Genomic DNA, 21,815 nt, shown 5'->3' with positions numbered 1-21,815 from the left:
CCGGGGAGAAGGTGGCCGCGAAGCGGCCGGATGAGGGGGTTGCCTGGCTTCGCACGCTGAAGCTCGCCATCCGCTTCTCGCTGCGCGAGATGCGCGGCGGCCTGTCCGGCTTCATGATCTTCCTTGCCTGCATCGCGCTCGGCGTCGCGGCCATCGGCGGCGTCAATTCGGTGGCGCAGGCGATCACCGCCGGCGTCGCCAATCAGGGGCAGACGCTGCTCGGCGGCGATCTGCGCTTCCAGATCAACCAGCGCGGCGCTTCCGCTGCCGAGCGCGGCTTCCTCGACAGCCTGGGCACGGTGTCCCTGAATTCCGGCATGCGCTCCATGGTGCGGCTCGAGGACGGTTCCGACCAGGCGCTGGTCGAAGCCAAGGCGGTCGACGACGCCTATCCACTTTACGGCTCGCTGGAAACCGACCCGCCGCTGCCAAAGCGGGAGCTGTTCGGCGAGCGAGCGGGCGTCTTCGGCGCCGCCGCGCCCGATCTCTTGTTCGATCGGCTCAATCTCCATATCGGCGACCGGCTGAAGCTCGGCGGCGCCACTTTCGAGCTGAGGGCGAGGCTTATCAGCGAGCCCGACGCGATATCCGACGGTTTCGGCTTCGCGCCGCGGCTGATGATCTCGAACGACGGGCTTGCCGCGTCCGGCCTGATCCAGCCCGGCAGCCTGGTCGAGAACGCCTATAAGGTCCGGCTGCCCGACGGCGCCAGCGAGGCGCGGATCAAGGAAATCCAAGCCGTTGCGGCGAAAGATTTTCCACAATCAGGCTGGTCGATCCGCACGCGCAGCAACGCGGCGCCCGCGCTTTCCTCCAACATCGAGCGCTTCTCGCAGTTCCTGACGCTGGTCGGGCTGACGGCGCTGGTCGTCGGCGGCGTCGGCGTAGCCAATGCGGTGCGCGCCTATCTCGACGGCAAGCGGGGCGTCATCGCCACCTTCAAGAGCCTCGGCGCCTCGGGCGGCTTCGTCTTCGCGGTCTATCTCGTGCAGATCCTTCTGATTGCCGGCCTCGGCATCGTGCTCGGCCTGATCCTGGGTGCCGCGATGCCGTTCGTGGCGAGCGCGCTTCTGCAGTCGGTCATTCCGGTGCCGGCGGAAGGCGGCTTCTATCCCGGCGCGCTCGCGATCGCGGCGCTGTTCGGCCTCTTGGTGACATTGGCCTTCGCACTCTTGCCGCTCGGCCGCGCCCGCGACGTGCCGGCGACCGCACTTTTCCGCGAGATGGGGTTCGAAAGCCGCGGCTGGCCGCGCCTGCCCTATGTCGGTGCCGCTCTCGCGATCGTGCTGGTGCTGGCCGCTTTGGCCATCCTTTCCGCCGACGATCGGCGTATCGCCTCGATCTTCGTCGGCGCCACGGTCTTTGCCTTCCTGGTGCTGCGGCTGGTGGCGGCGCTGGTGCAATGGGCGGCCCGGCGGAGCCCCCGCGCGCGTTTCGTGTCGCTCAGGCTGGCGCTCGGCAATATCCATCGCCCCGGCGCGCTGACGCCTTCGGTGGTGCTGTCGCTCGGGCTCGGGCTGACGCTGCTGGTGACGCTGGCGCTGATCGACGGCAATCTGCGGCGGCAGATCTCGGGTAGCCTGCCGGAGCGGGCGCCGAATTTCTTCTTCGTCGACATCCAAAGCAGCGATGTCGACGCCTTCGCCGCCCTGGTCGGCAAGGAGGCGCCGCGGGGAACGCTGGTCAAGGTGCCGATGCTGCGCGGCCGCATCATGGCGCTCAACGGCGTCGACGTCGACAAGGTGAAGGTCCCCGCCGACGGCGCCTGGGTGCTGCGCGGCGATCGCGGGCTGACCTATGATGCCAAGCAGCCGGAGAACGCGACACTGACGGAAGGTACGTGGTGGCCGCAGGATTATTCCGGCGAGCCGCTGGTGTCGTTCTCGGCCGAGGAGGGCAAGGCGATCGGGCTGAAGCTCGGCGACACCGTCACGGTCAACGTGCTCGGCCGCAACGTGACGGCGAAAATCGCCAATTTCCGCCAGGTCGAGTGGGAAACCATGGGCATCAACTTCGTCATGGTGTTCTCTCCCAACACTTTCGCCGGCGCGCCGCATGGCTGGCTGGCAACGCTGACCGACAAAAAAGCCACCACGGCCGACGACGCGCGGCTGCTCAACGCAGTCACCCGCGCCTTTCCGGCGGTGACGACGGTCCGCGTCAAGGACGCGCTCGACATCGTCAACCGGCTGGTCGCGCAGTTGGGGACGGCGATCCGCGCCGCCGCCGGCGTGGCGCTGATCGCCTCGGTGCTGGTGCTCTCCGGCGCTTTGGCAGCCGGCAACCGGGCACGCATCCATGACGCGGTGGTGCTAAAGACGCTCGGCGCGACAAGGCAAACGCTGATCACCGCCTTCTCGCTGGAATATGTGCTGATCGGCCTTGCGACCGCGCTGTTCGCGCTGGCAGCGGGCGGCATTGCGGCATGGTTCGTCGTCGCGCATATCATGACGCTGCCGTCGCATTTCATGCCGGAAGTGGCGGTGGCGACGATCCTCGTTTCGCTCGCCGTCACCGTCGGCATCGGCCTTGCCGGCACCTGGCGGGTGCTCGGCCACAAGGCGGCGCCGGTGCTGCGCAACCTTTGATCCGGCATGCCGGGAAGCTGCTCGCGCCTTAAATCTTTGTAAGGATGACGGCCGAAACGGCCGAAAACCGGGCTTTTGCTTTCTCACGAAGCGTTACCCCTCGTTACCGTCTTGTTCTTGACGTCGAGAACGCTCATATTTTGCGCAGGCATGCTGGAGCCCCGCCAGCGGCGCCTGGTCCCGAAGAGGTCATCCAAAAATGATGATCTGGTGACCTGTCACCGGACGGGGCAGAAGCAACAGAGGATTTCCAATGGCTGATCCCATTCGCAACTACCAGACGTCCGCCGCCCCCGGTGCGCGCGTCGATATCGATCAGGGCCTGCGGGCCTATATGATCAAAGTCTATAACCTGATGGGGCTTGGCCTGCTCATCACCGGCCTTGCCGCCTGGGGTGCGTTCCAGCTTGCCGTCACCGGCGACGGCCAGCTGACCGCCTTCGGCCAGCTCATCTATGCAAGCGCGTTCCGCTGGGTCGTCATCCTGGCGCCGCTCGCTGCCGTGATGTTCCTGTCCTTCAGGATCCAGTCGATGAGCGTGGCTGCGGCCCAGACCACGTTCTGGGTCTATGCCGGCCTTGTCGGCCTGTCGCTGTCGACGATTTTCCTCGTCTACACCGGCACAAGCATCACCCAGACCTTCTTTGCCACGGCCGCGGCCTTCGGCGCGCTGTCGCTCTACGGCTACACGACCAGACGCGACCTGACCGCGTTCGGCTCGTTCCTGATCATGGGCGTGATCGGCCTGCTGATCGCCATGGTCATCAACATCTTCCTGGCGTCGTCGGCGCTGGCCTTCGCCATCTCGGCGATCGGCGTGCTGGTGTTCGCTGGCCTGACCGCCTACGACACGCAGAAGATCAAGGAGATGTATTTCGAGGGTGACGTCGCGGATGTCGCCGGCCGCAAGGCGATCATGGGCGCGCTGCAGCTCTACCTCGATTTCATCAACCTGTTCATGTTCCTGCTGCAGTTCATGGGCGACCGCCGCTAAAGGTTGTCGGCTCAGGTCTGACTGGACCATAGATTTCGGAAAGGGCGGCCCAACGGCCGCCCTTTCCATTTGCAGGCCCCGCTGCTGATATCAGGGCAGAAAAACGAGCTGCACAAATTATGAGCAATATTGCGATCAGGCCCGCCGCTGCGACCGACCTCGACCGAATCACGGAAATCTATGCCGACGCGGTCACACATGGCACGGCGAGCTATGAGCTGGAGCCGCCCGGCCGCGCCGAAATGGGCAATCGATTCGACAGCTTGGCGGCAGGCGGCTTTCCCTATCTCGTGGCGGAGAAGGACGGCATCGTGCTCGGCTATGCCTATGCCGGACCGTTCCGGCCACGGCCCGCCTACCGTTTCGTCATCGAGGATTCGGTCTATGTCGCGCCCGAGGCCAAGGGCCAGGGTGTCGGTTTCCTGCTGATGCAGGCGCTGATCGAGGCGGCGCGCCTGCCAGGCTTTCGCCAGATCATCGCGGTGATCGGCGACGGCCATGCCGACAGCGCCTCGGTGCGGCTGCACGAGAAGCTTGGCTTCCGTCATTCCGGGCGCCTGGAGGGGTCAGGCTACAAGCACGGGCGCTGGCTGGACACCGTGTTCATGCAGCTGCCCCTCAACGGCGGCGCATTGCTGCCGCCGGATCCTGATTCGCTACCCGAGCGGAAATTCCGCGAGGGAAAGAGGAACTGAAGAGCTGAGGAATTGAAGAATTGAGGAAAAGGGCGCTAAGCGCCTGATATAACGGCTGTTTTTCTTCAGTTCTTCAGTTCCTCAATTCTTCAGTTCTCCGCTTAAGCCTCGACCAGCTTCAGCTTGGGATCGAACACGCCGAGCACGCGGCCGAGCTCCTGGCCGCGCTTGAGGATGCGTCCGCCGGCGGCGATGACGGCGAAGGCGCCTTGCCGGCGCGCCAGTTTCGGGTCCTTGACGATCTGGAACAGCGGCACTTCGCTGGCGCGGCGGAAGACCGAAAAGACAGCGCGATCAGTGAGATGGTCGATCGCATAGTCGCGCCATTCATTGGCCGCCACCATGCGCCCGTAAAGCCTCAGGATTTGGTCTAGCTCTCGCCGGTCGAAGCGCACCGGCTGATCGAGGCGCGCGCTGCGCGCCTCATGCAGCGGGATCAATATTCCGGATGCTTCCCCATCCTCCGTCCCGCAGCCGTGATCGGTCATGCTTCGATCCTTCACTTGAATCTCGCAACCAAGGTTCGCGCTTTCGCGGCCGAATTGCAAGGGCCGGCTAAGCATGCGGGGCCTGCGCGGTTTCCGAAAGGTCCAGTCACGTTTGCAAAACGCGTGTTGGAATTGGTGATGCTCCGCCACATTCTCGCCACAAATTATCCGCGCTCATGCCCCAATGTCCGACGAGTTTACCCGCGTTGCCTGAGACGGTTCGGTCCGGCACCGGCTCGTAAACCCCAAGCCCCCCGCCCACGGGTCAGCGTCGGATCGAACCAACCTCGGTTTTTCCTTGGAAAAATCAGGTGCGACGATCCCAAAACCTGAATGACCGGCGTCAGAAGCAAGCTGACGCCGGTTTTTTAATGTCTGGCGGAACGCCTCCTTCTCCCCTTCTTGTGGGAGAAGGGGGAGCTAAAGCCGGTCGGGCTTGCGGATGAAGGCGGCGCCGAGGATCGGGCCGGGCATGCCATCCTTGCCGACGGACTGCAGCAGCACCGCGCAGCCGCCTTTCTTGGCAATCTCGGTCATCGGCAGTTCGTAGCGCTGCGCCTTGCCGTGCCACATGCCGGCGGTCTGGATGTCGGAGACGGCGTTCCAGTAGGTCAGGCTGCGGCCGCTGTTCTCGCCCTGGCCGATCTTCACCATCTGCGGCGGATCGAAATAGACGATCACCACATGGGCGTCGGTCGGGCCGTTGCCGGCGTCACCGGCGTCGATCATGACCCGGTCGCTGGTGCGGCTCACCTTGATGCCGACCCGCATGCCTTCGCCGGCCCTGTCCATGCGGGCCAGCGCGCCGTCGACCTCCTTGCGGCTGGCGCCGTTGACGTGGCTGCGGCCGTTGATGACGGCTTGCGGGGTGTAGACCGAGCGGCTGCCGAAGGCACGCATATAGTCATACTGCCGGTCGGTGTTCTCTTTGGTGCTCAGTGTGTCCTGCCAGCCCAGATAGTCCCAGTAATTGACGTGGTAGGCGAGCGCGACGATGTTTTCCTTGCCGGCCAGCTCGGCGAAGAATTCATCGGCCGGCGGACAGGAACTGCAGCCCTGGCTGGTGAAAAGCTCGACCACGCCCAAAGGTCTTTCGGCTTGAGATTTGTCGGCCTGAATCTTGTCGGCTTGCGGCTTCTCGGGCTCGCTTGCCGGCGCGGCACCGGCAAACGTTGAAACGGCCAGCGCAACCGCCGCAAGCCGCAATGGTCCTCGAAATGCCATGACTGTTCCAATTCCCGCCGGTGACGCCGGCCTTGTTCTGATTGCTAAAATATGTGGCAGAACGGACAGTCAACGGGAAGTCACGTTGCGGTGAAATTTTGTCGGCGCGACAGCAGGTAAGGCAACGGTGGGAGAGACCATTGCATTTTTCGATGCGGTTCGATTTCGGGGCCGCATCGCCGCCGTGCGGTAAACTCTCCTGATGCCGGCTGATCTTTATTGCGAGCGAACCGGACCTGGACTTTGGAGCGGGCCGGTTAATGCTTGGCGGGCGGCGATTTAATTAGGCAATAGGCAGTAGGCAGTAGGGGTCTTTCCCTACTGCCTATTCCCTTGCTGCTACGCAGCGAGATCGCGCAGCACGTACTGCAAAATGCCGCCGTTCTTGAAGTAGTCGAGCTCGTCCAGCGTATCGATGCGGCAGACGATCGGCACGTTCTTTACCGTGCCGTCGCCGTAGGTGACCTTGGCCACCATCTTCTGGCGCGGCTTGATCGCGCCCAGGCCGTCGATCTCGACCAGCTCGTCGCCCTTGAGGTTGAGGGAAGCCCATGAGGTGCCCTCCTCGAAGACAAAGGGGATGACGCCCATGCCGACCAGGTTCGAGCGGTGGATTCGCTCGAAGGACTGGGCGATGACCGCGCGGACGCCGAGCAGATTCGTTCCCTTGGCCGCCCAGTCGCGCGAGGAGCCGTTGCCGTATTCGACGCCGGCGAAGATGACCAGCGGCACGCCTTCCCGCTTGTATTCCATCGCCGCGTCGTAGATCGACATCTCCTCCTTCGAGGGATAGTGGATCGTGTAGCCGCCCTCGCGGCCGTTCTCGCCCAGCATGTGGTTGCGGATGCGGATGTTGGCGAAGGTGCCGCGCATCATCACCTCATGGTTGCCGCGCCGCGTGCCGTACTGGTTGAAGTCGGCGACGCCGACGCCATGCTCGGTGAGGTACTTGCCGGCCGGCGAAGCCGCCTTGATCGAACCTGCCGGCGAGATGTGGTCGGTGGTGATCTTGTCGCCGAAGAGGCCGAGCACGCGCGCGCCCTTGATGTCGCCGACCTGGCCGAAGCTGCGACCCATGCCGGCGAAATAGGGCGGGTTCTGCACATAGGTCGAATGATCGTCCCAGGCATAGGTCTGGCCTTCCGGCGCCTTGACCTTCTGCCAGTACGCGTCGCCCTTGAAGACGTCGGCATATTTGCGGGCGAAGAGCTCGCGCGTGACGTTCTTCTCGATGAACTCCTGGATCTCCGCCGAGGTCGGCCAGATGTCCTTGAGATAGACCGGCTTGCCGTCGCTGCCTTCGCCGAGCGGCTCGGTGGTGAGGTCTTTGGTCACCGTGCCGGCCAGCGCATGCGCCACCACCAGCGGCGGCGAGGCGAGGTAGTTCGCCTGCACGTCCGGAGAGACGCGGCCTTCGAAGTTGCGGTTGCCGGACAAGACCGCGGCAGCGATCAAACCTTTGTCGTTGATGGTCTTCGAGATCGGCCCAGGCAGCGGGCCGGAATTGCCGATGCAGGTGGTGCAGCCGAAGCCGACGAGGTTGAAGCCGATCTGGTCGAGCTCCTTCTGCAGTCCGGATTTTTCGAGATACTCGGCCACCACCTGGCTGCCGGGGGCCAGCGAGGTTTTCACCCACGGCTTCTGCTTGAGGCCGCGCCGGTTGGCGTTGCGGGCGAGCAGGCCGGCGCCGATCAGCACGCTCGGGTTCGAGGTGTTGGTGCAGGAGGTGATGGCAGCGATGACGACGTCGCCATGGCCGAGATCGTAGGAGGCGCCTTCCACAGCGTAGCGCTTGGAGATCTCGGCGGCCTTCTTGTACTCGGTCTCCATCGCCTTGGCGAAGCCGGCGGGAATGTCCTGCAGGGCGACGCGGCCCTCGGGGCGCTTCGGGCCGGCCATCGACGGCACGACGTCGCCGAGGTCGAGCTCGAGCAGGTCGGTGAAGACCGGATCGGCGGAGCCCGCGTCGCGCCACATGCCTTGTGCCTTCGAATAGGCCTCGACGAGCGCGATGCGGCTCTCCTCGCGGCCCGACATGGTCAGGTAGCGGATGGTCTCGCTGTCGACCGGGAAAAAGCCGCAGGTAGCGCCGTACTCCGGCGCCATGTTGCCGATGGTGGCGCGGTCGGCCAGCGTCATGTTGGAAAGGCCTGGGCCGAAGAACTCGACGAACTTGCCGACGACGCCCTTCTTGCGCAGCATCTGGGTGACGGTGAGCACGAGGTCGGTGGCGGTGACGCCTTCCTTGAGCCTGCCGGTGAGGCGGAAGCCGATGACCTCGGGCAAAAGCATGGAGACCGGCTGGCCGAGCATCGCGGCCTCGGCCTCGATGCCGCCGACGCCCCAGCCGAGCACGCCGAGGCCGTTGATCATGGTGGTGTGCGAATCGGTGCCGACGCAGGTATCGGGATAGGCGGTGGTCTCGCCGTCTTCCGAGTTGGTCCATACGACCTGGCCCAGATATTCGAGATTGACCTGGTGGCAGATGCCGGTGCCGGGCGGCACGACGCGGAAGTTGCGGAAGGCCTGCTGGCCCCATTTCAGGAACTTGTAGCGCTCCTCGTTGCGCTCATATTCGAGCTCGACATTGCGGGCGAAGGCCATCGGCGTGCCGAACTCGTCGACGATGACCGAGTGGTCGATGACGAGGTCGACCGGCACCAGCGGATTGATCTTTTCCGGATCGCCGCCGAGCGCCTTGATGCCGTCGCGCATGGCAGCCAGATCGACCACGGCCGGAACGCCGGTGAAATCCTGCATCAGCACCCGGGCCGGGCGGTAGGCGATCTCGACGCCGGCCGTGCCTTTGTCGGTGAGCCATGCCGCGACCGCCTGGATGCTCTCCTTGGTGACCGAGCGGCCGTCTTCGTTGCGCAGCAGGTTTTCCAGCAGCACCTTCATCGAATAGGGCAGCTGGGCGATACCGGTAAGGCCGTTCTTCTCGGCCTCGGCGAGGTCGAAATAGATATAGTCCGCGCCACCCGCGGTCAGGGTGCGGCGGCAATTGAAACTGTCGAGGGATTTTGACACGTGCGATCCGTCCTTGTCTGTTCAGCCTGAAAGGGAACGGACGCCGATGGCATGCAATCACGCGCAAAGGTGCGGGTACGGCCATTTCCGCTGTCCGCTCCCGAGCAACCCGAGCCGTTCAAGGCGGCGCGTGCGCTGGTTCGGCGCTAATTCTTCTCCCGCGCCGACCGCTGGCACGGATGAACCGCATATAGAGAATTTCCTGGAATAGTTCTAGACAGTCGAAAGGCAAATTTGTGCGATGCGGCGGCGGCCGCGAAACGGTGCTTTCGGGACGGGCAGGAATGCGGCTGATCGCCGAAAATCTGGGCGGCGAGCGCGGCGGCGAGACGGTTTTTTCCGGCATCGGATTCGCACTCGAAAAGGGCGAGGCGCTCATCGTCACCGGGCCGAACGGCGCCGGCAAGTCGACGCTTCTCAGGGTCATCGCCGGCCTGCTGCCGGCTGCCGACGGCCGCGTGAAGGTCGAAGGCGGCGGCGAGGATTTCCCCTCGGTCGCTTCGGCCTCGCATTATCTCGGCCATCTCAACGCGATGAAGACGGCGCTCAGCGTCGAGGAGAACCTCGGCTTCTGGCGCGCCTTCCAGGGTGAGCCGGGGCTGGACGTGGAGGAGGCGCTGGAGACGGTCGGGCTGGGCGGGCTCGGCCACCTGCCCTTCGGCTATCTTTCGACCGGGCAAAGGCGGCGCGCGTCGATCGCGAAATTGCTGGTCAGCCGGCGGCCGATATGGCTGCTCGACGAGCCGACCGCGGGGCTGGACAAGGCGTCCGAGGAAAGGTTCGCGGGGCTGATGCGGGGGCACTGCGAAGAGGGAGGGATTATCGTGGCGGCAACGCATTTGCCGCTGGGGCTGGAGGGGGCGAAGGCGTTGAGGATGGGTGACTGATGTTGGTGCGAGGCACCCCCCTCTGTCCTACCGGACATCTCCCCCGCAAGGGGGGAGATTGGCTGCTTCGGCGCCGGCATCTCCTTTTCGGCGTCGGTGATTGGCGAAAGCCACGGCGACATCTGATCTCCCCCCTTGCGGGGGAGATGTCCGGCAGGACAGAGGGGGGTGTGAAGGAACGAGGCGCTCGCAAGAAGGGCGATGAAGCTAAAGAGGCGCCCTGCCAATGCTAGCCCTCTTCCTCCGCGACATCCGCCTCTCCATCCGCGCTGGCGGCGGCGCTTTGATCGGCGTCATCTTTTTCCTCGCTGTCATCGCCACCATTCCGTTCGGCGTCGGCCCCGACCTCAACCTTTTATCGCGCATCGGCCCCGCAATCCTGTGGATCGCCGCCCTGCTCGCCTGCCTGCTCGGCCTCGACCGGCTGTTCCAGGCCGACCGTGAGGACGGCTCGCTCGACCTGCTGGTGCTGAACAGCGACCGCCACATGCTGGCGCTGACGGTGCTGACCAAGTGCCTGGCGCACTGGACGGGCAGCGTGCTGCCGCTGGTGGTCGCGGCCCCGCTGCTCGGCCTCTTCATGAACATGGAGCCGTCGGGCATCGGCGCCACGGCGCTGACGCTTCTTGTCGGCACGCCGGCCATCACCTTCATCGGCGCGGCGGGTGCTGCCGTGGCGGTGGCGCTGCCGCGCGGCGGGCTCTTGATCTCGGTGCTGGTGCTGCCGCTCACGATTCCGGTGCTGATCTTCGGCGTCTCGGCGAGCTATGGCGCGGTGGCCGATCCGGCGCCGTTCCTCCAGCCTTTCCTCATTCTCGCCGCGCTGACGCTGTTTCTTGCGGTGGTCGGGCCGCTGGCGGCCGCGCTGGCACTGCGTCACGGAACGGATTGATGTGGCCGCTAAGGATCGAGAACCCGATCTTCCTCCAAACCATCTATGGTCACTATCCGGATTTGTCTTCCGTCGAGATTACCTCGGCCACGATGGGCCGCGACGGCCCAATCATGCACCTGTCCTTTATCTCGACGGTATTGCCTTACCGGCCACCTGCCAAATGGGGAGCATTCAACGCGGTGTCCTTCGGGTTGGAATTCCTGGCCGTCGAGTCAGTTAGCCTTCGCAAATTCCAAAGCCATGGCTCGAGCTCAATCAGGATGTGGGATGATGCGGGCAAAATCTTGCTGACCTGCGATGGGGCGGTCAGGCTGTCGCTGACATCCCAGTCTATGCGCGTCGGCGGCATGTCAGGCGTGATGTTGCGGCAATGAGTTCCGGTCTCGCAAACGCAAATCTGCCGCATCTTCGTTCATTGCGGCGGAAGACCGGCACGACTATTAGAATGCGGTAAGTGATTGATCGAGAAATGAGCGCGCACGCCCTCTACGTCACCGCCGCCTATGCCGTCACGGCGATTGTGCTCGCCGGGCTGATCGGCTGGATCCTGCTCGACCAGCGGGCGCGCAAGCGCGAGCTCGCTGCGCTCGAGGCCGCAGGCGTGCGGCGGCGCTCCGACAAATCCGGGGCTTCAAAGTCATGAGCACCGAGACCCAAACGCCGGCGCCCCGCCGCCGTCTGTTCGTGCTTCTGCCGCTGCTGATCTTTTTGGGTTTGGCCGGGTTGTTCCTGTCGCAGCTCCTGTCCGGCCGCGACGTCTCGGAAATCCCTTCGGCCCTGATCGGCCTGCCGGCGCCGCAGACGAACCTGCCGCCGCTCGAAGGGTCGAACCTGCCGGGACTCGATTCGAAATCCTTCGCCGGCAAGGTGACGCTGGTCAACGTCTTCGCGTCATGGTGCGCGCCGTGCCGGGAAGAGCATCCGGTGCTTTTGGCATTGTCGCAGGACAAGCGCTTCACGCTGGCCGCGCTGAACTACAAGGACGAGCCGGAAAACGCCCGCCGCTTCCTTGGCGATCTCGGCAATCCCTATCAGGCGATCGGCGTCGATCCGGCCGGCCGCGCGGCGATCGACTGGGGCGTCTACGGCGTGCCGGAGACTTTCGTCGTCGGCAAGGACGGCAAGATTGCTTATAAGCATGTCGGGCCGCTGACGCCGGAATCGGCGCGCGACCTGCTGCTGCCGCAGATCGAGAAGGCGCTGGCGGCGCCGGGTTAGGCGGCGGCGCTATGCCCCCTCATCCGGCCGCTTCGCGGCCACCTTCTCCCCCGAGGGGAGAAGAGGGCGGCTGCGGCGCCGGCGATCTCCTCTCCCTCGGGGAGAGGTCGGATTGCCCCGAATTGCCTTTCGCAATTCGGCTGGCAATCCGGGTGAGGGCCTGCCGCTCAGCCGTAGATCTGCTTGTGGACCTGATAGAGCATCTCGGAGCGGTCGGCGCGCAGATCGGCGAGATCGCGGCTCGACAGGTTCTCAATTTCGGCGACGAGACGGTTGTACTGGCGGCGCTTGGCAAGGTTGGTGCGAGCGCGGGTGACGAAGCTGTCGAAGATCATGACGAGGTTCCTTTGCTGCCGCATTCACGCGGTGGATTGTTCCTCCCTTGATCGATTGCGATCATGACATAGGAATGGTGCATTGCAAAAGAAAGATGTTGCAATGCACCATTGCAACCAGCGCATAGCCGGTTAACCGGCCGTTGCCCGCCTGCCGGGCTCCGTGGGCGTCGCACGACAACACAAGATGCGGTGAAGCGGCCATCGTCGATCTTGCCAGATCGCTCGCCGGCTGGCTTGATCGCGCGTCATAAGATTGCCGGGAGGGAAAGCATGACGGCCGCTGACTACGAAGTTCTCGATCCGCGCTTTTCGCGGCTGGTCAACAGCAATGAGCGGGTGGAGAAGCTGTTCACCGGATGCCGCTGGGCGGAAGGTCCGGCCTGGTTCGCAGCCGGCCGCTACCTCGTCTGGTCGGACATCCCCAACAACCGCATGCTGCGCTATGACGAGACCGACGGCAGCGTCAGCGTCTTCCGCCAGCCGTCCGGCAATTCCAACGGCAACACCGTCGACCGGCAGGGCCGGCTGGTCACCTGCGAGCATTCGGGCCGCCGCGTCAGCCGCACCGAGCACGACGGCTCGATCACAACGATTGCCGACAAATGGAAAGGCAAGCGGCTGAACTCACCCAACGACGTGGTGGTGAAGTCCGACGGCTCGATCTGGTTCACCGATCCGGCCTACGGCATCGACAGCGACTATGAAGGTGATCATGCCGAGAGCGAGATCGGCGCCTGCAACGTCTACCGGGTCGATCCCGGCACCGGCGAGATCGACGCCGTTATCACCGATATGGTCAGACCGAACGGATTGGCCTTCTCGCTCGACGAAAGCTTGCTCTATGTCGCCGATACCGGCCGCACCCATGGCGCCAAGAACCCGGCGCATATCCGCGTGTTCAATGTCGGCAAGGCCGGCAAGAAGATCTCGGGCGGCAAGGTTTTCGCCGACTGCACGGCCGGCCTGTTCGACGGCTTCCGGCTCGACGAAAGCGGGCGCATTTGGACAAGCGCCGCCGACGGCATCCATTGCTACGATCCTGACGGCACGCTGATCGGCAAGGTTAAGGTGCCGGAAGTCGTCGCGAACTGCGTGTTCGGCGCCGCCAAACGCAACCGCCTCTACATCTGTGGCACCACCTCGCTCTATGTGGTCTGGCTGATGGTCAACGGGGCGAAGACGTATTGAGGCTGTGATCGTCGCATGCGCTGCTGCTACGCGGATATCGGAGGGTCGAGGCGAACTTGAAGATGCGGGATGCTGGCGGGACAGCACCCCCCTCTGCCCTGCCGGGCATCTCCCCCGCAAGGGGGGAGATTGGCAGTTTCGCCTGCGGCGCTTTTCCTGTGACGTTGGCGATTTGCGAACGCAGAAATGACATCCAATCTCCCCCCTTGCGGGGGAGATGTCCGGCAGGACAGAGGGGGGTGTGAAGGAACGCGACGGTAGACGATGGCCGCCGCTCAGCGAGTCCGGATGAAGTCAGCGAAGCCCTGGACCGCGTTTCGCATCGCCAGCCGGTTCTCGGCCTCAGCCAGGATCGCCTCCATTTCCGGCGGCTTCTTGCCGAGCAGCGCGATCTCGAGCGCGCCCTCTTCGTAAAGCGCGAAAGACATGGTGCGCATGATCTCGGAAAGCGCCGCGCGGGCATAGAGCGAACGCGGCGAGGCGTGCACCGGCATCGCCGGCTTGCCGACGGCGGCGTCGCGTGACACCAGCCAGTCGAGCGCGTTCTTCATGCCGCCCGGCACGCCATGCGCATATTCCGGAGAGGAGACGATGACGCCGTCGGCGCGGGTGACGGCGCCGATCAGGCCGGCAGCTTCGCTCGGCGTCCGCTCGCCCTCGTCGTCCGGGTTGAAGATCGGCAGCCGGCCAAGCCCATCATAGATGGTGACGCGGCAATCCGCGGGCGCGTTGGCGGCTAAAGCCGCGACAAGGGCCGAATTGGTCGAGGCGGCGCGCAGGCTGCCGGAGATGGCGAGGATCTCGATCAAGGGGAGAGCCGGACGGAACGGATGAGTCGTTCCGGATGCTACCACATGGTCTGCCGGTAATCGTCGTCCAGCTCGCGGTCGATCTCGCCGGCGCTCTCGGTGAGCGCCAGCTGGTCGCGGATGATCTGGCCGAGCGTCGGCAGGGTCGCGCGGTCGTACCAGGTTTCCGGCTTCCAGAGATCGGAGCGCATGAAGGCCTTTGCGCAATGCATGTAGGCGGCCTTCACCGTCATCACGATGACGCTCTGCGGCTCCTTGCCGTCGACGGCCAGGCGCTCGCGCAGGCCGGGATCGACGGTGATGCGAGCATCGCCGTTGACGCGCAGCGTCTCGTTCATGCCGGGAATGAGGAAGAGCAGCCCCACAGAGGGGTTGCGGATGATGTTTTCCAGCGTGTCCAGCCGGTTGTTTCCGGGACGGTCGGGAATGGCGATGGTGCTGTTGTCGATGATGGCGGTGAAGCCTGGCTTGTCGCCCTTCGGCGTCACATCGGCATTGCCGGCGCCGTCCGACGAGCCGATCAGCACGAAGGGGCTCTTGCCGATGAAGGAGCGGCAGTGGCCGTCGAGCGCCTTCAATTCCTTGCGGATCGAGCCGTCGGTCGGGCGGGGCGTCTTGTAGATCGTCCTCAGCTCGTCGCGCGTGGTGAGGAATTCCATGCCCCCGGTCTCCGTGTTACTTGCCGGCGTTCTCTTCCTTGGTTTTTTCCTCCAGCGAGTGGCGCATGATCAGCGGCATCTGGCTGAAGGTGAAGAGAAGCGTGATCGGCATGATGCCCCAGACCTTGAATGTAACCCAGGCATCGGTGGAAAAATTCCGCCACACCACCTCATTGACGAGGGCCAGGAACAGGAAGAACAGGCCCCAGCGGAAGGTCAGCTTTCGCCAGCCTTCGGCGTCGAGGCTGAAAGCCGAGTCAAAAACATAGCCGAGCAGCGACTTGCCGAAGAAAAGGCCGCCGAGCAGCACGCCGCCGAACAGCGTGTTGACGATGGTCGGCTTCATCTTGATGAAGATGTCGTCCTGCAGATAGAGCGTCAGCGCGCCGAAGATAAGGACGACGATGCCCGACACCAGCGGCATCATCGGCAAGGTGCGGGTGAGCAGCCAGGAGGCGATCAGCGCCAGCGCGGTGGCGGCCATGAACAGGCCGGTGGCGACGAAGATCGGCCCGCCGAGCTCGCCCAGCGCCGGAAACTTCTGCACCAGCCATTGGCCGCGCGCATTGGCGAAGAAGAAGACCAGCAGCGGGCCGAGCTCCAGCACCAGCTTGAGCAGCGGATTGACGCCTTCCTTCTTCTGTTTCTGCGGGTCGGACGGGTCGCGTTCGAGGATGTTCATGAAAGTCCTTGTTGTCCCGAAAGTCGGCGCTTTTGGGATCGTTCAAGCCACGCCGGCGATCGCCCTGGCGAATTCGCTGGCTGAGAAGGGTTCAAGGTCGTCGACCTGCTCGCCGACGCCGATGAAATAGACCGGCAGTCTGTGCTTGGCGGCGATCGCCACCAGAATACCGCCGCGCGCCGTTCCGTCCAGCTTGGTCATGACCAGGCCGTTGACGCCGGCGACGTTGCGGAAGATCTCGACCTGGCTGAGCGCGTTCTGGCCGGTGGTGGCGTCGACGGTCTGCAGCACGGTGTGCGGCGCTTCCGGATCGAGCTTGCCCAGCACGCGCACGATCTTCTCCAGCTCCGCCATCAGCTCGGTCTTGTTCTGCAGCCGGCCGGCCGTGTCGATGATCAGCACATCGGAGCCGGCCTCCTTGGCCTTCTCGAAGGCATCATAGGCGAGGCCGGCGGCGTCGGCGCCGAGCTTGGTGGCGATGACCGGCGACTTGGTGCGCTCGCCCCAGATCTTCAGCTGCTCGATCGCGGCCGCGCGAAAAGTGTCGCCGGCGGCGAGCATCACCGAAAGCCCGCCTTCGGTCAGCTTGGCTGCCAGCTTGCCGATGGTCGTGGTCTTGCCGGTACCGTTGACGCCGACGACCAGGATGACATGCGGCTTGTAGCTGAGGTCGAGCTCGAGCGGTTTGGCGACCGGGGTCAAAACCTTCTCGACCTCCGCCGCCATCACGGCGCGAACTTCCGAGTCGGAAACGTCCTTGCCGTAACGGCTGGAGGCGAGCGAATCGGTGACGCGCAGCGCCGTCTCGACGCCGAGATCGGCGCGGATCAGCACGTCCTCAAGGTCCTGCAGCGTGTCGTCGTCCAGCTTGCGCTTGGTGAAGACGCCGGCGATGTTGCCGGTGAGCTCGCGCGATGAGCGGGCAAGCCCGTCCCGCATGCGCTGGAACCAGGAGCGCCTCGGTGCCGGCTCGGGCGCCTTCTGCGGCTCGGCTTTCTGCTCGACCTTTTTCGCCACCGTCACCTTGCCGGCGGAAGGCTTTGGCTCCGGAGCGGGTTGCGGGACCGGCTGCAGTTCGGGCGCGACCTCGGCAGGGATCGGTTGGGTCTCTACCGGCGAAGGCTGGCGAATGGGCGGCGAGATCTCCGCCGACGAAGCAGGCTCTGCTGGCGCCAAAGCCTGCGCAGGTTGGCGCTGCCCCTCACCCTCTCCCCGTGAAGGACGGGGAGAGGGAGGCGTCGGCGCCGGAGCTTTTTCCTTCTCCCCGTCCCTATACGGGGAGAAGGTGCCGGCAGGCGGATGAGGGGCAGCGCCGGCCTCTGAAGACGGTTCTATGGCAGGTGGTGCCGCCGGCGGGATTTCGGGGGGCACCGGCGTTTCGGCCGGAGCCTCGCTGGGCGGCGTCGGCACTTCGACGGGCGCCGGTTCCGGCTGTCGCTCCGGCCGCGACGGCACGATGTCCGGCTCGGCCGGAACGGGTGGCGGCACTTCCTGCGGCTTCGGCTCCGGCGCCGGACCCGGTATGGGCTCGGCCGGCGGCACCGGCACTTCTTCCGGCGCCGGTGGCTCGGGTGTTTCCGGAGCCGGTCGCGGTTCTTCTTCCGGCTCCGGCTGCGGCAGCGGTTCCGGCTCGGAGGGAATGACGGGCTCCGGCGGAGGCGGGATGGCCGGGGCCGGCTCGGGCTTCGGCTCTTCAGGGGCCGGCTGAGGCGTGGGTGCCGCCTCGGCGGCGGGCGAGGGAACAGCGGTGGCTTCCGCAGCAGACGGCGACACCGGAGCAGTCTGTTCGGCCTCCGGCTTCAGCGCCTCCAGCGCGTCCCATTTGATCGGCGGCAGCGGCGCGGTCTCGTCGACGCGCTCCTCGACGACCTCTTTCTTGCCGAACGAAAATATCTTCTTGAAGAAACCGGCCATACGTCTTGCTGTCTCAGGCGGCTTGGGCGGCGAGCGGTGCCGCGATCAGACGGGCGCCGTCATGGCCGGTGACAACCGCCTCGACGATCTCGCCCGGCTGTCCAACGGTGATCGCGGCAAGCGTAAAACCTTCGGTGCGGCCAAGCCCGTCGCGCTCGACCAGGATCGACTGGCGCGTGCCGGCAAGCGCGGCCAGATGACGGCGATAGGCGGCTTCGCCGGCGGCGCGCAGCCTTGCGGCGCGCTGCTTGATCACCTCGCGGCGCAGCTGCGGCATGCGCGCGGCGGGCGTGCCTTCGCGCGGGGAAAACGGGAAGACGTGGAGATGCGTCAGGCCGCATTCCTCGACGATTTTCTCCGAATTCTCGAACATCGCCTCGGTCTCGGTCGGGAAGCCGGCGATGATGTCGGCGCCGAAGACGATTGCAGGACGCAGCTTGCGCACGTCCTCGCAGAAGCGGATCGACTGATCGCGCAAATGCCGGCGCTTCATGCGCTTCAGGATCATGTCGTCGCCCGACTGCAGCGACAGATGCAGATGCGGCATCAGCCTGGGCTCGGTGGCGATCGCCTCCAGCAGGTCGTCGTCGGCCTCGATGGAATCGATCGAGGACAGCCTGAGCCGCTTCACGTCCGGCACCTGGCGCAGGATCGTCTTCACCAGCCTGCCAAGCTTGGGAGAGCCCGGCAGGTCGGCGCCAAAACTGGTCATGTCGACGCCGCTGAGCACGATCTCGGCATAGCCGTTTCCGGCCAGCCGCCTGACCTGCTCGACCACGGCGCCCATCGGCACCGAGCGTGAATTGCCGCGCCCGTAGGGGATGATGCAGAAGGTGCAGCGATGGTCGCAGCCGTTCTGCACCTGCACGAAGGCGCGCGCCCGGCCCTCGATGGCGTCGACCATATGGCTTGCGGTCTCGCGTACCGAGAAGATGTCGTTGACGCGCGCCTTCTCGGTGTCGTTGACGCCGAAATCGGGCAGCGCGCGATAGGAGTTGGCCTTCAGCTTCTCCTCATTGCCGAGCACGAGGTCGACCTCATCCATGGCGACGAAATTCTGCGGCTCGGTCTGCGCGGCGCAGCCGGTGACGATGATGCGCGCTTCAGGGTTCTCGCGGCGTGCCTTGCGGATCGCCTGCTTGGCCTGGCGCACCGCCTCGGCGGTAACGGCGCAAGTGTTGAAGATGACGGCACCGCCTTGGAGTGCGCCGAGTCCGGCGTTCTCGGCCTCGCGGCGCATCACCTCGGATTCATAAGTGTTGAGCCGGCAGCCGAACGTGACGACATGGATGCCCGTGGCAATGGGCCCTTCGGGCCCCGGACCTTTGGCAAGAGCGGACATCAGGCGGCGCTTTCGGTATCGCGGGCCCAGGCGCCGGTCGAAGGATCGAAGCTGCCGGAAAACTCCCATTCGGCGGCGCCGGTCAGGATGACGTGATCGTCCTCGCGCCATTCGACATTGAGCTCGCCGCCGCCGGGCGTGAGCAGCGAGACGCTGCGGCCGGTGCGCTTGGTGCGGGCGGCCGCAACCACCGCAGCACATGCGGCGGAGCCGCAGGCCTTGGTGAGACCCGCGCCGCGCTCCCAGGTGCGGATGATCATCGTCTGCGGCGAGGTGACGTGAGCGATGGTGATGTTGGCGCGCTCGGGAAAGATCGGATGGTTCTCGAGCAGCGGACCGAAGCGGTCGAGCTCGTAGGACCAGACGTCGCGGTCGACCCAGAAGATCGCGTGCGGATTGCCCATCGAAACGACCGAAGGCGAATGCAGCACCGGCGCGTCGATCGGGCCGATCTGCAGCTCGATCATGCGGGTGTCGCGGAACTCCTCGGCGAGCGGGATTTCCTGCCAGCCGAAACGCGGCTTGCCCATGTCGACCGAGATCGTGCCGTCGGCATGTTCCTGTGCATTGAGGATGCCGGCGCCGGTCTCGAAGGTGAAGCTCTTCTGCCCGGTCTCGGCCGCAAGCGCCTGCACGACGCAGCGCGTGCCGTTGCCGCAGGCCTGCGCGCTGGTGCCGTCGGAATTCAGGATGTCGATGTAGTATGCGGTGCCTGCCGTCCTCGCATCATGGATCGCCATGATCTGGTCGAACTTCGTCGCGGCATCGGCATTGAGCGCGATCGCCGCGGCTGCCGTCACGTGATCGGCACGGCCGCGCATATCGGCAACGATGATCTCGTTGCCGATGCCGTTCATCTTGGCGAAGGGGGCGGTGCCTGCCATCGATCCCGTCATTTCCGTGTCCGTTTGGCGCTATATGGCGGAAACGGGCGGGAATTACCAGTGCGACGCGGACTGGCGACGGCGAAGACGCCGCGCCCAGCGACGACCAAGAGGTCGCGCCTAGGTCACCGCGAAGACCCCGAGCAGCATCAGCAGGAAGATGATCAGCACGATGCCGATCAGGACGCGCGCGCCCAAGGCGGCTGCTCCGGCGAGCGCCGGCATGCCGAGCAGGCTGGCCGCCGCGGCGACAATCAGAAGAATGATGATCCACCTGAGCATGGAAGGGCTCCAAACGAGATTTGCGTCGTGGAACCAACGCCATTCGCCGGTTTGGGTTCCGCCCCTCGTCGCCTCAGGTCTGCGGCACGTCCCATATTTCGCCCGGACGCATGGCGCGAAAACGCTCTGGCAAAATGCCTTCGGCGGCCAATGCCTCGGCGAGCTTTTGCGCAGGCTCCTCGATCGGCTCGTCGGTGAGCTGGAAAGTGCCCCAGTGGCAGCCGGCGGCTTGGGCGGCATTGCATAGTTTCATGCCCTGCACGGCCTCCTCCGGGTTCTGGTGCTGCGGCGCCATGAACCAGCGCGGTTCGTAGGCGCCGATCGGCAGGATGGCCAGCCGAAAACCGCCATGCTTTTCCGCCATCTGGCGGTAGTTGGCGCCGCCATGGAAGCCGGTGTCGCCGGCGAAATAGACCTTGCCGCCTGGCGCCTCGATGACGAAGCCCGCCCACAGCGCCATGCGGCGGTCGCGTCCGCCGCGCGCCGACCAGTGGTGCGTCGGCTCGATGTGGATGGCGGCCGCGCCGACGTCCAGCCTGTCGCCCCAATCATGCACGCTGAGCCGCATGCCGGGCGCCGCGCGGTTGATGATGGCATCGTTGCCGAGCGGCGTGAGCACCCGCGGGCCGTGGCTCTCTTTCAGCCGCTTCAGCGTCGCGAGGTCGAGATGGTCGTAGTGATTGTGGCTGACCAACACCAGGTCGATCGGCGGCAGGTCGGAGAAGGCGATCCCCGGCGCGTTGACCCGCTTCGGGCCGGCGAAGGCGAAGGGCGAGGCGCGTTCCGACCAGACCGGGTCGGTCAGAATGTTCAACCCGCCGGTCTGGATAAGCAGCGAGGCGTGACCGACCATGGTGAGCCGAAGCGCTTTGCCCTTGATCCGTTGCTCGGGCTTGGCCTGCGGATAGGGGCTGGGAAAGGCCGTCGGCCATTTCGAGCGCCCGCCGCTCAACTGCCATCTCAGCAAATCGGTGAAGCGCCCCGGCGGCCTGCCGTCGGGATTGAAAAAGAGTGTGCCGTCGAAATGATCGCTGGGCGGGCCGCTATAGTAGCGGTTGGCTGCTCTTGTCCTCGCGGCCATCGTTTCTCCGTCCGCTCTCTCGCTTTTCCTGAGATAAGGACGCCGCCGCCTGGCGCAAGCATTTTGCTGGCGAATGCCAAGGGCCGAAGGCCGGCTTCGTCTAGGATCGATCCTGTGGAGGGACATCATCGTGGCAATGAAACGGACCAAGACACCGTGGATGAAGGCCGAGGATTTCGGCCGCTCGCTGCCGCGTGGGCTGGGCGTCAACTTGCTTGTCACCGACATGGCGGCGCGGCGATCGCGCTGCTGGGCTCGATCTTCATGCTGCATGCCGACCATTCCTACCTCGACAATCCAATGACCGGCGTCTTCGCCGGCGCCGAAACACGCGGCGCCGGCATCGAACTGCGCCTCTATGGCGCCGATCCGGATGCGTTCGAGAAAAGGGCGGCAGCACTCGGCCACATCGTGCTGGCGGGCTCGATCGACAAGCCGCATGGCCTGCGAGAGTGCTACATCGTCGGACCGGACGGTTATGTCTTCGTGCCCAGCGCGCGGCTGCAAGCCTGAGATTTCAAGAGGTTACGGTCCGGCTGCGCCAATCGAGCAGGGTGACGAAGGCCGTTGCGATAAATTTGCAACAGCGGCTCCGAAAACCCTATTTTAACCATATC

22 protein-coding genes are annotated in these 21,815 nt (G+C 65.0%); 10 read left to right on the top strand and 12 right to left on the bottom strand.

What is annotated here, in order from left to right; genetic code table 11:
* The first annotated feature begins 89 nt into the window (after positions 1-89).
* The 3 genes from RFN30_RS11370 to RFN30_RS11360 all read left to right on the top strand — a co-directional run bounded on the left by RFN30_RS11370 (position 90) and on the right by RFN30_RS11360 (position 4,277).
* Positions 90-2,588 carry an ABC transporter permease gene (locus RFN30_RS11370; RefSeq protein ID WP_320262483.1) on the top strand — a complete coding sequence of 833 codons (2,499 nt, stop codon included), beginning with the start codon at positions 90-92 and terminating at the stop codon, positions 2,586-2,588.
* Positions 2,589-2,841: 253 nt separating this feature from the next.
* On the top strand, positions 2,842-3,582 hold the full coding sequence (locus tag RFN30_RS11365; RefSeq protein WP_292473141.1) for a Bax inhibitor-1/YccA family protein: 741 nt from the start codon (positions 2,842-2,844) through the stop codon (positions 3,580-3,582).
* Positions 3,583-3,701: 119 nt separating this feature from the next.
* Entirely contained in the window at positions 3,702-4,277 is a 576-nt protein-coding gene (locus tag RFN30_RS11360; RefSeq protein ID WP_320262180.1) for a GNAT family N-acetyltransferase, read from the top strand.
* Between the two features lie 101 nt (positions 4,278-4,378).
* Here RFN30_RS11360 and RFN30_RS11355 read toward each other — a convergent pair whose 3' ends face one another.
* From RFN30_RS11355 to acnA, 3 genes are all read right to left on the bottom strand, one after another.
* Entirely contained in the window at positions 4,379-4,765 is a 387-nt protein-coding gene (locus tag RFN30_RS11355) for a DUF2794 domain-containing protein (protein ID WP_127427149.1), read from the bottom strand.
* A 420-nt stretch (positions 4,766-5,185) separates the two neighbouring features.
* The gene (locus tag RFN30_RS11350; RefSeq protein ID WP_320262179.1) at positions 5,186-5,989 is read right to left on the bottom strand and encodes a DUF1223 domain-containing protein; all 804 of its coding nucleotides are present in this window, start codon (positions 5,987-5,989) and stop codon (positions 5,186-5,188) included.
* Between the two features lie 339 nt (positions 5,990-6,328).
* Positions 6,329-9,019, bottom strand: a complete 2,691-nt coding sequence (gene acnA / locus RFN30_RS11345; protein WP_320262178.1) for an aconitate hydratase AcnA — start codon at positions 9,017-9,019, stop codon at positions 6,329-6,331.
* 284 nt (positions 9,020-9,303) lie between these two features.
* Between acnA and ccmA the strand changes: the two genes are divergently transcribed.
* From ccmA to RFN30_RS11320, 5 genes are all read left to right on the top strand, one after another.
* Entirely contained in the window at positions 9,304-9,906 is a 603-nt protein-coding gene (ccmA, locus tag RFN30_RS11340) for a heme ABC exporter ATP-binding protein CcmA (RefSeq protein WP_320262177.1), read from the top strand.
* A gap of 226 nt (positions 9,907-10,132) precedes the next feature.
* Entirely contained in the window at positions 10,133-10,798 is a 666-nt protein-coding gene (gene ccmB, locus RFN30_RS11335; RefSeq protein ID WP_320262176.1) for a heme exporter protein CcmB, read from the top strand.
* Positions 10,798-11,175, top strand: coding sequence for an Imm50 family immunity protein (locus RFN30_RS11330; protein ID WP_320262175.1), 378 nt, complete (start codon positions 10,798-10,800; stop codon positions 11,173-11,175). The genes ccmB and RFN30_RS11330 overlap by 1 nt, the downstream gene beginning before the upstream one ends.
* A gap of 95 nt (positions 11,176-11,270) precedes the next feature.
* Positions 11,271-11,444, top strand: a complete 174-nt coding sequence (gene ccmD / locus RFN30_RS11325; protein ID WP_320262174.1) for a heme exporter protein CcmD — start codon at positions 11,271-11,273, stop codon at positions 11,442-11,444.
* A complete protein-coding gene (locus tag RFN30_RS11320) occupies positions 11,441-12,019 on the top strand; it encodes a DsbE family thiol:disulfide interchange protein (RefSeq protein WP_320262173.1) in 579 nt (192 codons plus the stop codon). The genes ccmD and RFN30_RS11320 overlap by 4 nt, the downstream gene beginning before the upstream one ends.
* A 167-nt stretch (positions 12,020-12,186) precedes the next feature.
* Here the strand turns inward: RFN30_RS11320 and RFN30_RS11315 are convergent, their stop codons facing one another.
* A complete protein-coding gene (locus RFN30_RS11315; protein ID WP_320262172.1) occupies positions 12,187-12,354 on the bottom strand; it encodes a hypothetical protein in 168 nt (55 codons plus the stop codon).
* Between the two features lie 273 nt (positions 12,355-12,627).
* Here RFN30_RS11315 and RFN30_RS11310 point away from each other — a divergent pair, with 273 nt between their 5' ends.
* Positions 12,628-13,545 (top strand): SMP-30/gluconolactonase/LRE family protein, encoded by a 918-nt coding sequence (locus RFN30_RS11310; RefSeq protein WP_320262171.1) that lies wholly within the window; start codon positions 12,628-12,630, stop codon positions 13,543-13,545.
* A gap of 275 nt (positions 13,546-13,820) precedes the next feature.
* Here RFN30_RS11310 and RFN30_RS11305 read toward each other — a convergent pair whose 3' ends face one another.
* The 8 genes from RFN30_RS11305 to RFN30_RS11270 form a co-directional block, all read right to left on the bottom strand.
* Entirely contained in the window at positions 13,821-14,354 is a 534-nt protein-coding gene (locus RFN30_RS11305) for an NADPH-dependent FMN reductase (RefSeq protein ID WP_320262170.1), read from the bottom strand.
* A 38-nt stretch (positions 14,355-14,392) separates the two neighbouring features.
* A complete protein-coding gene (locus RFN30_RS11300) occupies positions 14,393-15,013 on the bottom strand; it encodes a pyridoxamine 5'-phosphate oxidase family protein (protein ID WP_320262169.1) in 621 nt (206 codons plus the stop codon).
* 16 nt (positions 15,014-15,029) lie between these two features.
* Positions 15,030-15,695 carry a septation protein A gene (locus tag RFN30_RS11295; RefSeq protein ID WP_320262168.1) on the bottom strand — a complete coding sequence of 222 codons (666 nt, stop codon included), beginning with the start codon at positions 15,693-15,695 and terminating at the stop codon, positions 15,030-15,032.
* A 42-nt stretch (positions 15,696-15,737) separates the two neighbouring features.
* On the bottom strand, positions 15,738-17,609 hold the full coding sequence (gene ftsY, locus RFN30_RS11290) for a signal recognition particle-docking protein FtsY (RefSeq protein WP_320262167.1): 1,872 nt from the start codon (positions 17,607-17,609) through the stop codon (positions 15,738-15,740).
* A 13-nt stretch (positions 17,610-17,622) separates the two neighbouring features.
* Positions 17,623-18,951 carry a tRNA (N(6)-L-threonylcarbamoyladenosine(37)-C(2))-methylthiotransferase MtaB gene (gene mtaB / locus RFN30_RS11285; protein ID WP_320262166.1) on the bottom strand — a complete coding sequence of 443 codons (1,329 nt, stop codon included), beginning with the start codon at positions 18,949-18,951 and terminating at the stop codon, positions 17,623-17,625.
* Positions 18,951-19,835, bottom strand: coding sequence for a diaminopimelate epimerase (gene dapF / locus RFN30_RS11280; RefSeq protein WP_320262165.1), 885 nt, complete (start codon positions 19,833-19,835; stop codon positions 18,951-18,953). Before dapF ends, mtaB begins: the two co-directional genes overlap by 1 nt.
* A 120-nt stretch (positions 19,836-19,955) precedes the next feature.
* Positions 19,956-20,117 carry a DUF1328 domain-containing protein gene (locus RFN30_RS11275; protein WP_320262164.1) on the bottom strand — a complete coding sequence of 54 codons (162 nt, stop codon included), beginning with the start codon at positions 20,115-20,117 and terminating at the stop codon, positions 19,956-19,958.
* A 73-nt stretch (positions 20,118-20,190) separates the two neighbouring features.
* Positions 20,191-21,198: an MBL fold metallo-hydrolase gene (locus RFN30_RS11270; protein ID WP_320262163.1), complete on the bottom strand. Its 1,008-nt coding sequence runs from the start codon at positions 21,196-21,198 to the stop codon at positions 20,191-20,193.
* A 264-nt stretch (positions 21,199-21,462) separates the two neighbouring features.
* Here RFN30_RS11270 and RFN30_RS11265 point away from each other — a divergent pair, with 264 nt between their 5' ends.
* A complete protein-coding gene (locus RFN30_RS11265; protein WP_320262162.1) occupies positions 21,463-21,711 on the top strand; it encodes a VOC family protein in 249 nt (82 codons plus the stop codon).
* Positions 21,712-21,815: the final 104 nt, after the last annotated feature.

Source organism: Mesorhizobium dulcispinae, assembly GCF_033977345.1.
Taxonomy (GTDB): Bacteria; Pseudomonadota; Alphaproteobacteria; order Rhizobiales; family Rhizobiaceae; genus Mesorhizobium; species Mesorhizobium dulcispinae.
This window is presented reverse-complemented; position numbering and strand designations above follow the sequence as displayed.